The sequence below is a fragment of the Streptomyces aureus genome (assembly GCF_001418135.1).
Taxonomy (GTDB): domain Bacteria; phylum Actinomycetota; class Actinomycetes; order Streptomycetales; family Streptomycetaceae; genus Streptomyces; species Streptomyces aureus_A.
Map to the genome: position 1 here is coordinate 1 of NZ_LIPQ01000423.1, position 10,918 is coordinate 10,918.

Below are 10,918 nucleotides of genomic sequence, written 5' to 3' on the forward strand. Positions count from 1 at the left end.
TGCGCCTCGTACGCGGCGGTGTACGGGTACGGGGTCGTCGGCGGCCGGATCGGTACGGAACGGCGGGCCGAGGCCACCGCCGCGTACGAGGCGCACCGGGCACGCCGGGACGCGCTGCGCCGGAGCGTGCGCGACCTCGGCGGTACGCCGGTGGCGGCGGAGGCCGCGTACGAGCTGCCGTTCCGGGTCGCGGACCCGGCCGGCGCGGTACGGCTCGCGGCCGTCCTCGAGGACCGCGTGGCCGGGGTCTACTCCGACCTCGTCCGGGCCGCCGAGGGCCCCCGGCGCCGCGAGGCGGCCGCCGCGCTGCGGGAGGCGGCGGTACGCGCCGTCCGCTGGCGCGGCAGCGACGTAACCTTTCCTGGGCTCGCCGAGCGGGTGTGAGCCCCGCCCCGACCGAAGGAACAACGTACGCATGGGTTTCGAACCGCCGCAGCGACTGATCAGGACGCTCGGTGAGACGTACGGGGACGCCGCGGCGGCCGAGTGGCTCGGGAAACTGCCCGAGCTCGCCGACCAGGTGCTCGACCGCGCCTCCCTGGAGAGCGAACGGGTGATGGCACCCGGCGGACGCAGCAGCCTCGTCGTGCTCGTCCGGCGGTCCGACGGCTCCCCCGCCGCGCTCAAGATCGCACCCTCGTTCGCCCGGCCCGACCTGGAGCGGGACGCGCTCGCGCACTGGAACGGCTGGGGCGCGGTCCAGCTCCTCGACGAGGCCGCGGAGGGCGCGCTCGTCCTCGAACGGCTGCACCCCGAGGTCTCGCTCCGCTCGCTCCCGGAGGCGAAGGCGCTCCTGGAGGCGGCCGGGACCGTGCGCAAGCTGTGGGTCGAGCCGGCGGCGGCGCACGGCTTCGAGACGGTGGCCGAGCGGACCGCCCGGCAGGCGGCGGCGATGGCCCCCCACCTCACCGGGGCGGCGACCGCCGAGCTGACGACGGCGGCGCTCGCGGCGCGCGAGGAGCTGGTGTCCGCCTCCTCGGAGACGCTGCTGCTGCACGGGAACTTCCGGCAGGGCAAGGTGCTCGGCGGTGACCGGGCGCCCTGGCTGGCCGTGGGCCCCGAGCCGCTGGTCGGCGAGCGGGCGTACGACCTCGCCCGGCTCGTACGGGACCGGGTCGAGGACCTGGTGGCCGCGTCCTCGGGTGCCTCGGCGGCCCGGCGGCGGGTCAACAAGCTGGCGGACTCCCTGGACCTGGACCGGGAGCGGTTGCGCGGCTGGACGCTGTTCCGCGCGGTCGAGTCGGGCACGCGGGCGCTGACGGCGGGGCGCCGGCAGGACGCCGAGCTGCTCCTGGAGTTCGCGAGCTGGCTGTAGGGGAATACCCTTTCTGTACCGTTCGGCTCAATCCAGGGGGCCGTGATGATCGAAGAGCTGCTGGTGGCGGCGGCCGGCGCGGCCGCGGCGATCGCCGTGTACGCGGGCGCGGCCGCCCGGGTCGTGAAGCAGTACGAGCGAGGAGTCGTCTTCCGCTTCGGCCGGCTGCGTAACGACGTGCGCGCGCCCGGCTTCACGATGATCGTTCCGGGGGTGGACCGCCTCCACAAGGTGAACATGCAGATCGTCACGATGCCCGTGCCCGCGCAGGAGGGCATCACGCGGGACAACGTGACGGTGCGGGTCGACGCGGTCGTCTACTTCAAGGTCGTCGACGCCGCGGAGGCGCTGATCCGGGTCGAGGACTACAAGTTCGCGGTCTCGCAGATGGCGCAGACGTCCCTGCGGTCGATCATCGGCAAGAGCGATCTCGACGACCTGCTGTCGAACCGGGAGAAGCTCAACCAGGGCCTGGAACTGATGCTGGACTCCCCCGCGATCGGCTGGGGCGTGCAGATCGACCGGGTCGAGATCAAGGACGTCTCCCTGCCGGAGACGATGAAGCGCTCGATGGCCCGGCAGGCGGAGGCGGACCGGGAACGCCGGGCGCGGGTGATCAACGCGGACGCGGAGCTCCAGGCCTCGAAGAAGCTGGCGGAGGCGGCGGCGGTCATGTCCGACCAGCCGGCGGCGCTGCAGCTGCGGCTGCTGCAGACGGTGGTGGCGGTGGCGGCGGAGAAGAACTCGACGCTGGTACTGCCGTTCCCGGTGGAACTGCTGCGATTCCTGGAGCGGTCGACGATGGGGTCCGCGGTCGCCGGGAGCGACGCGTCCGCCGTGGCGCCCGCCCCGCCGGCACCGCCGGTCAGTGACGCGTACCTGAAGGGCGCGGCCCATGCGGCGGAGGGGGTGGAGCCGGTGGGTGACCTGACGGGGGCGTCGGTGGAACCGGCTCCGCCGGAGGAGGGCCACTGAGCGGCCCACGACGGGAGGGGCGGGGGCCTCGGGCCCCCGCCCCTCCGTCACGTCTCCCGCCGTCAGGCGGTCAGGCGGGCGAGCGCCTCGTCGACCGTCAGTTCCTCGCGGTCACCCGTCCGGCGGTCCTTCAGCTCCACGATGCCCTCCGCCGAACGGCGGCCGGCGACCAGGATCTTCGGGACGCCCATGAGCTCCGCGTCGGTGAACTTGACGCCGGGCGAGACGCCCGCGCGGTCGTCGACCAGGACGCGGAGGCCCGCGGCGGACAGCTTCTCGGAGACCTCGAGGGCCAGCTCCGTCTGAAGCGCCTTGCCCGCGGCGACGACGTGGACGTCGGCCGGGGCGACCTCGGCGGGCCAGCACAGGCCCTTCTCGTCGGCGGTCTGCTCCGCGAGCGCGGCGACGGCGCGCGAGACGCCGATGCCGTACGAGCCCATGGTCACGCGGACCGGCTTGCCGTTCTGGCCGAGGACGTCGAGCTTGAGGGCGTCGGCGTACTTGCGCCCCAGCTGGAAGATGTGGCCGATCTCGATGGCGCGGTCCAGCTTGAGGCCGGTGCCGCACGTGGGGCACGGGTCGCCCTCCTGCACGACGACGACGTCGACGTACTCCTCGACCTCGAAGTCACGGCCCGCGACGACGTTCTTCGCGTGCGTGCCGTCCTTGTTGGCACCGGTGATCCACGCGGTGCCCGGCGCCACGCGCGGGTCGGCGATGTACGTGACCTTCTCCAGGCCCTGCGGGCCGACGTAGCCCCGTACGAGGTCGGCGCGCTCGGCGAAGTCGGTCTCGGTGACCATCTCGACGGTCGCCGGCGCGAAGTGCTCCTCGACCTTGCCCATGTCGACCTCGCGGTCGCCGGGGACGCCCACGGCGACGATCTCGCCGTCGACCTTCACCAGGAGGTTCTTCAGCGTGGCGGAGGCCGGGACGCCGAGGTGAGCGGCCAGGGTCTCGATCGTCGGGGTGTCCGGGGTGGGGATCTCCTCGGCGGCCGCGACGGCCGAGCCGTCGACCGGCTTGAGGTCGTACGAGATCGCCTCGGTGTTCGCCGCGAAGTCGCAGTTCGGGCAGTCGGCGAAGGTGTCCTCGCCCGCCCCGGCCGGGGCCAGGAACTCCTCGGACTTCGAGCCGCCCATGGCGCCGGCGGTGGCCGCGACGATGCGGTAGTCGAGGCCGAGGCGCTCGAAGACCCGCTGGTAGGCCTGGCGGTGCAGGGCGTAGGACTGGGCGAGGCCCTCGTCCTCCGTGTCGAAGGAGTACGAGTCCTTCATGAGGAACTCGCGGCCGCGCAGGATGCCGGCGCGGGGGCGGGCCTCGTCACGGAACTTGTTCTGGATCTGGTACAGGATGACCGGCAGGTCCTTGTACGACGAGCACTGGTCCTTGACCAGGAGCGTGAAGATCTCCTCGTGCGTCGGGCCGAGGAGGTAGTCGCCGCCCTTGCGGTCCTGGAGACGGAAGAGCTCGGCGCCGTACTCGTCCCAGCGGCCCGTCGCCTCGTACGGCTCACGCGGCAGCAGCGCGGGGAGGGTGACCTCCTGAGCGCCGATCGCGTCCATCTCCTCGCGGACGATGCGCTCGATGTTGGAGAGGACCTTCTTGCCGAGGGGCAGCCAGCTCCAGATGCCGGCGGCGGTGCGGCGCACGTAGCCGGCGCGGACGAGGAGCTTGTGGCTGAGGACCTCGGCGTCGGCCGGGTCGTCGCGCAGCGTCTTCGCCATCAACTGGGACATGCGCTGGACCGGTGCGTTGGCCATGGTTCTCGTACTCCTGCCGGGTAAGGATGATGGCCCCGAGATTAGCCGGGCCTCCCCGGGTCGGAGAAATCAGTTCCGGCGCTTGAGCGGCAGGGACGCGCCCATGACCGCGTACGGGCGGACCGCGCTCGGGAAGTGCACCTGGCGGGCGAGGTCCTGGTAGCCGAGGGAGCGGTAGAGGCCGCGGGCGGGGCTGTCGGTGTCGATCGCGGAGAGGATCGAGCGCGGCTGCGCGGACTCGTCGGTGATCGTCGTGATCAGCTCGCGGCCCACACCGCGCCCCTGGTGGGCCGGGTGGACGTGGAGTTCGGTGATCACGAAGGAGTCGTCGAGCCAGTCGACGGTGCCGGTGGCGCGCAGATACGCCTCGACGACGGTGGACCACCAGTGGCCCCGGTCGTTGGGCATCCCGTACACGAATCCGACGAGTCGCCCCTCGGCGGTGGTGGCCCCGTAGGCGCGCGCGCCGGGGTTCAGCAGGTGGCGCAGCACGATGTGGCGGCGTACGGCGATCTCGTCCTCGTCCAGGCCGAAGGCGAGCGCCTGCACGGCGAGTGCCTCGTCCACCCGGGCTGCGAGATTGACCGGCCCGATCATGACCTCTGCGTCATCCATGCGGCGCACCCTACAAGCGGCCGGGTCCTCAGAACAGCACGCTCATGAAGGCACCGGTCTCCTGGAAGCCGACACGGCGGTACGAGGCCCTCGCCGGGGTGTTGTAGTCGTTCACGTACAGGCTGACGACGGGCGCGACGTCCGCGAGGGCGTACTGGAGGACGGCGGCCATGCCCGACTCGGAGAGGCCCTTGCCGCGGTGTTCGGGTGCGACCCAGACGCCCTGGATCTGGCAGGCCTGACGGGTGGCGGCGCCGATCTCCGCCTTGAAGATCACCTTGCCGTCCTCGATACGGGCGAAGGAACGGCCGGCGCCGACGAGCTCGGCGACCCGGGCCTGGTAGAGCAGTCCGCCGTCGTTGGCGAGCGGGGAGATGCCGACCTCCTCGGTGAACATGGCCACGCACGCGGGCATGATCACCTCCATCTCGTCCTTGCGGACGCGGCGCACGAGCGGGTCGGGCGCGACGGTCGCGGAGGGCTCCTCGGCGACCATCAGCGGCTGCCGGGCGCGGACGTCCCGCGCGGGGCCCCAGCTGGGCTCCAGGAGCCGCCACAGCTCGGTGGTGGGCTCGGCGGGCCCGACGATCGAGGAACAGCGGCGGCCGGTCCTGCGCGCCCGGTCGGCGAAGGCGCGAACGGCCTCGGGCGTCGCGCAGAGCGGCACGAGGTTGGCACCGGAGTAACAGAGCGACCGCAGCCGCCCCTCGCTGTACCAGCCCCACATCTCGCCGCCGAGGCGCCAGGGATCGAGCCCGGCGACCTGGACGCGGGCGGTCACGAAGGCGTTCTCGACGGGGGCGCTCTCCAGAACGGCGAGTGCGGCGCCGAGGTCGGCGGGTTCGAGGACCCGGGTGGCGGGTTGTGTCAGCACGAAGGGGGCCTCACCGTACGGTTCTACGTCGTCTCCGCACTTTACCCCTCTCGCCTGTGGCGGGGCCCTCCCCGCACGAGAAGCCCCCTCCTCCCCGGAGGGTGGAGAGGGCTTCGTGAGGAGCCGGGTCCGGGAAGAACCGGGGCTTCGTCAGGAGCCGGGTTCGGGAAGAACCGGGAGCTTCGGGAAGGGCCGGAAACGCTCAGCCCGCGACGGCGACCGACGGTTCGCCGCTGGCGACGCCGTCCTTCTCCATCTGCTCGGCGATCTTCAGAGCCTCTTCGATGAGGGTCTCGACGATCTTCGACTCGGGGACGGTCTTGATGACCTCGCCCTTCACGAAGATCTGGCCCTTGCCGTTGCCGGAGGCGACGCCGAGGTCGGCCTCGCGGGCCTCGCCCGGGCCGTTGACGACGCAGCCCATGACGGCGACGCGCAGCGGGACGGTCATGCCGTCGAGGCCGGCGGTGACCTCCTCCGCGAGCTTGTAGACGTCGACCTGGGCGCGGCCGCAGGACGGGCAGGAGACGATCTCCAGGCGGCGCTGGCGCAGGTTCAGCGACTCCAGGATCTGCATGCCGACCTTGATCTCCTCGGCCGGCGGCGCGGAGAGGGAGACGCGGATGGTGTCGCCGATGCCCTGGGACAGCAGCGCGCCGAAGGCGACGGCCGACTTGATGGTGCCCTGGAAGGCCGGGCCCGCCTCGGTGACGCCGAGGTGGAGCGGGTAGTCGCACTGGGCCGCGAGCTGCCGGTAGGCCTCGACCATGATCACCGGGTCGTTGTGCTTGACCGAGATCTTGATGTCGCGGAAGCCGTGCTCCTCGAAGAGGGACGCCTCCCAGAGGGCGGACTCGACGAGCGCCTCGGGGGTGGCCCTGCCGTACTTCTTGAGCAGGCGCGCGTCGAGCGAGCCGGCGTTGACGCCGATGCGGATCGGGGTGCGGGCGTCGGAGGCCGCCTTGGCGATCTCCTTGACCTTGTCGTCGAACTGCTTGATGTTGCCGGGGTTGACGCGGACGGCCGCGCAGCCGGCGTCGATCGCCGCGAACACGTACTTCGGCTGGAAGTGGATGTCGGCGATCACCGGGATCTGCGACTTCCGCGCGATGACCGCGAGGGCGTCGGCGTCGTCCTGGGTGGGGCAGGCCACGCGCACGATCTGGCAGCCGGAGGCCGTCAGCTCGGCGATCTGCTGCAGCGTGGCGCCGATGTCGGACGTGCGGGTCGTGGTCATCGACTGCACGGAGACGGGTGCGTCACCGCCGACGGCCACGCTGCCGACCTGGATCTGGCGGCTCTTGCGCCGCTCGGCGAGCCGGGTCGGGACGGTCGGGATACCGAGAGAAATCGCGGTCATCTTTTGTGCAACCTCAAGGTTGTGCGTCGGCGGGCTCAGGTCTCCGAGGTTACCGCCCCGGGGGCGGGGGGCCGGACACCACCGGGTCCGGCCCCCCTGCGGACTACGTGATCTTCACCGGGTTGACGAGGTCGGCGGCGAGGACGAGCAGCGTGAAACAGACGAAGACTCCGGCCACCACGTACGCGGCGGGCATCAGCTTCGCCACGTCGAACGGGCCCGGGTCGGGGCGCTTGAAGATCCGGGCCGTGTGACGGCGTACGGACTCCCACAGGGCACCCGCGATGTGACCGCCGTCGAGCGGCAGCAGCGGGAGCATGTTGAACAGGAACAGCGACACGTTGAACCCGACGAGCAGGTTCATGAACATCACGAGGATCGTCGTCGGCGGGGCCTCGACGGTCATCAGTTCACCGGTGATGCGGGCGGCGCCGACGACGCCGACCGGCGAGTCGTCCGCGCGCTCGCCGTCGCCGAAGGTGGCGTCCCACAGGCCGGGGATCTTCCCCGGGAGGGCGATGACCGAGTGGACGCCGTTCTCCAGGAGGTCGCCCATCCGGTCGCTGGTCTCGCCGAAGGTGAGGGGCGCGACCTCGGTCTTGGACTGGAAGCCGAGGTATCCGGCGGGTCCGTAGTCGAGCGGCTGGATGACCTTGCCGTCCGCGTCCTTCTTCGGCACCTCGTTGGAGACGAGGGTGGGGTGCAGGTCGATGCGCTGACCGGCACGCTCGACGGTGACCGTCGCCGGGCCGATGGTGTCGCGGATGCGGTCGGAGAGGGTGTCCCAGTCGCTCACCGGCGTGCCGTTGAAGGCGACGATCTTGTCGCCGTCCTTCAGACCCGCCTTGAAGGCCGGGGAGACGGGGTCGCCGGCCGCGCACTTCTCGCGCTTCTCGCTCTGCTTGATGACGCACTTCTGGACGGCGGCGACGTCCGTCGTCTGGCCCTCGATTCCCAGCGTCATCATCGAGCCGAAGAACAGCGCGACCGCCAGGACCAGGTTCATGAACGGTCCGGCGAACATCACGATCACGCGCTTCCACGGCTTGCGCGTGTAGAAGAGCCGGGTCTCGTCGCCGGGCTTGAGCTCCTCGTACGAGGCCTCCCGGGCGTCCTCGATCATCGAGCGCCAGGGCGAGGTGGAGCGGGCCTCGATCTTGCCGTCCTCGCCCGGCGGGAACATGCCGATCATGCGGATGTAGCCGCCGGCGGGGATGGCCTTGATGCCGTACTCGGTCTCACCGCGCTTCTTCGACCAGATCGTCGGGCCGAAGCCGACCATGTACTGCGGCACGCGGATGCCGAAGAGCTTGGCCGTGGAGAGGTGGCCCAGCTCGTGCCAGGCGATGGAGACGAGGAGACCGAGGGCGAACAGCACGAGGCCCAGGATGTACAGGAGCATTTCGGTCATGCGCGGGCCTCCGCTGTTGCCTTCGCTGCGAGCTCTCGGGCCCGGGCTCGCGCCCAGGTCTCCGCTTCGAGGACGTCGGGCACGGTGAGGGAGGTTCCCGCGGCGGGAACGCCGTGCTCCGCGACGACCGCTGTGACCGTATCCATGATTCCGTTGAACGGCAGCCGTCCGGCGAGAAACGCCTCGACGCACTCCTCGTTGGCCGCGTTGAAGACGGCGGGGGCCGTGCCGCCCAGCTCGCCGACGTGCCGGGCCAGGCCGACCGACGGGAACGCCTCGGTGTCGAGCGGGAAGAACTCCCAGGTGGAGGCCTTGCTCCAGTCGAAGGCGGGGGCCGCGTCCGGAACCCGCTCGGGCCAGCCGATGCCGATGGCGATCGGGCCGCCCATGTCGGGAGGGGTGGCCTGGGCGAGCGTGGAGCCGTCGGTGAACTCGACCATCGAGTGCACGTACGACTGCGGGTGGACGACGACCTCGATGCGGTCGAACGGGATGTCGTAGAGGAGGTGCGCCTCGATGACCTCCAGGCCCTTGTTGACCAGGGTGGCGCTGTTCACCGTGATCACCGGGCCCATCGCCCAGGTCGGGTGGGCGAGCGCGTCCTCGCGGGTGACGTGGGCGAGCTGGGCGCGCGTACGGCCGCGGAACGGGCCGCCCGAGGCGGTGACGACCAGCTTGCGGACGTCGGCGCGGGTGCCCGCGGCGAGCGCCTGGAAGAGGGCGGCGTGCTCCGAGTCGACCGGGATGATCTGGCCGGGCTTCGCGAGCGCCTTCACCAGGGGGCCGCCGACGATCAGCGACTCCTTGTTGGCGAGGGCGAGGGTACGGCCGGCTTCGAGGGCGGCCAGGGTCGGCGCGAGGCCGATGGAACCGGTGATGCCGTTGAGGACGGTGTGGCACGGCGAGGCGGCGAGCTGGGTGGCCGCGTCGGGGCCGGCGAGGAGCTCGGGCAGCGGCTCGGAGCCGTACAGCGCCTTCAGGGCCGTACGGAGCTCCTCCACCACGTCCTCGCGGGCCACTGCGACCGCGGCGACCTTCAGCCGGTGCGCCTGCTCGGCGAGCAGCGCGACCCGGCCGCCCGAGGCGGCCAGGGCGGTGACCCGGAAGCGGTCGGGGTTGCGCAGCACCAGGTCGATGGCCTGCGTGCCGATGGACCCGGTCGAGCCGAGGACGACGATGTCCCGGCGTCCTTCGGAGACGTCGAAGGCGATATGGGGGTCGGCGAGAGGAGAGGGGCGGTCGCTCATGCCCCCCATTCTTGCCGCAAACCCCGGGCGGTCTTCACGGGGTCCGGACGAACGTGTCGAAGACCCGGTGGAAGTCGGGGAACGTCTTCTTCACACAACCGGGGTCGTCGAAGGTGACGCCGGGCGTGCGCAGGGCGGTGACCGCGAACGACATGACGATCCGGTGGTCGCCGTGGGTCGCGATCTCGACCGGCCCGGCCGGCGTTCCGGGATGGATCTCGATCCAGTCGGGGCCGGTCTCCACGGTGACGCCGAGGCGGCGCAGGTTCTCGGCACACGCGTCCAGGCGGTCGCACTCCTTGACCCGGGTGTTGGCCACGTCCTCGATGCGGACCGGGCCGTCGGCGAAGGGCGCGATGGCGGCGAGGGTCGGCATGGTGTCGGAGATGTCCCGCATGTTGACCGTGAGGCCGCGCAGGGTGCCGGTGGAGCGGACGGTGGTGCCCGTGGCGGTGACGTCGACGTCGGCGCCCATCCGGCGCAGCACGTCGACGAAACCGAGGTCGCCCTGGAGGGCGCCGGTGCCGAGACCGGGCACGGTGACGGAGCGACCGGGCTGGAGGGCTGCGGCGGCGAAGAAGTAGCTGGCGGTGGAGGCGTCGGGCTCGATGCCGTAGGTGCCGGCGCGGTAGCCGGTGGGGGCGACGCGGTAGGTACGGCCGCCGTCCCCGCTGCGCTCCTCGGTGATCTCCGCTCCGAACTCGCGCATCATCGCGAGGGTGATCTCGACGTACGGCTCCGAGACCAGGTCGGTGACGGTGATGTCGAGGCCCTCGGCGGTGAGCGGGCCCAGCATGAGGAGGGCCGTCAGGTACTGGGAGGACTGACCGGCGTCGAGGGTGAGCGCGCCGCCCTTCACGCCGTGGGCGTGGACGTCGAGGGGATGGTGCCCCTCCCGCCCTCCGTGCCGCAGGTCGACGCCGAGCTCGCGCAGGGCGGTGCTGAGCGGCCCCAGGGGGCGCCGCCGCATCTGGGCGGAGGCGTCGAAGCGGTAGGTGCCGTGGCCCGCGGCGGCGAGGGTGGGCAGGAAGCGGGCGGTGGTGGCGCCGTCACGGCAGTAGACGTCGGCGGAGTCCGCGCCGGGGCCGGCGGGACGGCCCTCGACGCGCCAGGCGTCGCTCTCGCGGCGGACGGCATAGCCGAGGGCGGTCAGCCCCTCGGCGAAGCCCTCGGTGTCGTCGGAGACGAGGGGCCGGAGGAGGGTGGTGGTGCCCTCGGCCGCGGCGGCGAGGAAGAGCGCGCGGGCGGTGACGGACTTGGAGCCGGGGATGTGGATGACGGTCACGGGATCATCCTGCCGTGCGGCCCGGGGCCGTCGCGCTGCGGTCCGCACCGTGGACGGGGACCCGCGCGGGTCC

10 protein-coding genes are annotated in these 10,918 nt (G+C 71.8%); 3 read left to right on the plus strand and 7 right to left on the minus strand.

Going from position 1 to position 10,918, the window contains the following annotated elements:
* From AOK00_RS29495 to AOK00_RS29505, 3 genes are all read left to right on the plus strand, one after another.
* Positions 1 to 384: ferritin-like domain-containing protein (locus AOK00_RS29495; RefSeq protein WP_055603282.1), on the plus strand; the 384-nt coding region annotated here is incomplete at its 5' end.
* 31 nt (positions 385 to 415) lie between these two features.
* Complete coding sequence (locus AOK00_RS29500) at positions 416 to 1,315, plus strand: aminoglycoside phosphotransferase family protein (RefSeq protein ID WP_055603283.1); 900 nt, start codon at positions 416 to 418, stop codon at positions 1,313 to 1,315.
* A gap of 45 nt (positions 1,316 to 1,360) precedes the next feature.
* Positions 1,361 to 2,290 (plus strand): slipin family protein, encoded by a 930-nt coding sequence (locus AOK00_RS29505; RefSeq protein WP_055603284.1) that lies wholly within the window; start codon positions 1,361 to 1,363, stop codon positions 2,288 to 2,290.
* Positions 2,291 to 2,352: 62 nt separating this feature from the next.
* Here AOK00_RS29505 and AOK00_RS29510 read toward each other — a convergent pair whose 3' ends face one another.
* The 7 genes from AOK00_RS29510 to aroA form a co-directional block, all read right to left on the minus strand.
* Positions 2,353 to 4,053 carry a proline--tRNA ligase gene (locus AOK00_RS29510; protein WP_055603285.1) on the minus strand — a complete coding sequence of 567 codons (1,701 nt, stop codon included), beginning with the start codon at positions 4,051 to 4,053 and terminating at the stop codon, positions 2,353 to 2,355.
* A 69-nt stretch (positions 4,054 to 4,122) separates the two neighbouring features.
* A complete protein-coding gene (locus tag AOK00_RS29515) occupies positions 4,123 to 4,668 on the minus strand; it encodes a GNAT family N-acetyltransferase (RefSeq protein WP_055603286.1) in 546 nt (181 codons plus the stop codon).
* 28 nt (positions 4,669 to 4,696) lie between these two features.
* Positions 4,697 to 5,542, minus strand: coding sequence for a GNAT family N-acetyltransferase (locus AOK00_RS29520; protein WP_030322408.1), 846 nt, complete (start codon positions 5,540 to 5,542; stop codon positions 4,697 to 4,699).
* 202 nt (positions 5,543 to 5,744) lie between these two features.
* Entirely contained in the window at positions 5,745 to 6,902 is a 1,158-nt protein-coding gene (gene ispG / locus AOK00_RS29525; RefSeq protein WP_030322406.1) for a flavodoxin-dependent (E)-4-hydroxy-3-methylbut-2-enyl-diphosphate synthase, read from the minus strand.
* 103 nt (positions 6,903 to 7,005) lie between these two features.
* Positions 7,006 to 8,313 carry a M50 family metallopeptidase gene (locus AOK00_RS29530; RefSeq protein ID WP_055603287.1) on the minus strand — a complete coding sequence of 436 codons (1,308 nt, stop codon included), beginning with the start codon at positions 8,311 to 8,313 and terminating at the stop codon, positions 7,006 to 7,008.
* On the minus strand, positions 8,310 to 9,560 hold the full coding sequence (dxr, locus tag AOK00_RS29535; protein ID WP_055603288.1) for a 1-deoxy-D-xylulose-5-phosphate reductoisomerase: 1,251 nt from the start codon (positions 9,558 to 9,560) through the stop codon (positions 8,310 to 8,312). Before dxr ends, AOK00_RS29530 begins: the two co-directional genes overlap by 4 nt.
* 34 nt (positions 9,561 to 9,594) lie before the next feature.
* Positions 9,595 to 10,845, minus strand: coding sequence for a 3-phosphoshikimate 1-carboxyvinyltransferase (gene aroA / locus AOK00_RS29540; protein ID WP_055603289.1), 1,251 nt, complete (start codon positions 10,843 to 10,845; stop codon positions 9,595 to 9,597).
* Positions 10,846 to 10,918: the final 73 nt, after the last annotated feature.

Excerpts from the sequence above, each read along its gene's own strand:
- AOK00_RS29530 (WP_055603287.1), bottom strand. The coding sequence starts at position 8,313 with ATGACCGAAATGCTCCTGTACATCCTGGGCCTCGTGCTGTTCGCCCTC.
- AOK00_RS29505 (WP_055603284.1), top strand. The coding sequence starts at position 1,361 with ATGATCGAAGAGCTGCTGGTGGCGGCGGCCGGCGCGGCCGCGGCGATC.
- dxr (WP_055603288.1), bottom strand. The coding sequence starts at position 9,560 with ATGAGCGACCGCCCCTCTCCTCTCGCCGACCCCCATATCGCCTTCGAC.
- AOK00_RS29510 (WP_055603285.1), bottom strand. The coding sequence starts at position 4,053 with ATGGCCAACGCACCGGTCCAGCGCATGTCCCAGTTGATGGCGAAGACG.
- ispG (WP_030322406.1), bottom strand. The coding sequence starts at position 6,902 with ATGACCGCGATTTCTCTCGGTATCCCGACCGTCCCGACCCGGCTCGCC.
- AOK00_RS29500 (WP_055603283.1), top strand. The coding sequence starts at position 416 with ATGGGTTTCGAACCGCCGCAGCGACTGATCAGGACGCTCGGTGAGACG.
- AOK00_RS29515 (WP_055603286.1), bottom strand. The coding sequence starts at position 4,668 with ATGGATGACGCAGAGGTCATGATCGGGCCGGTCAATCTCGCAGCCCGG.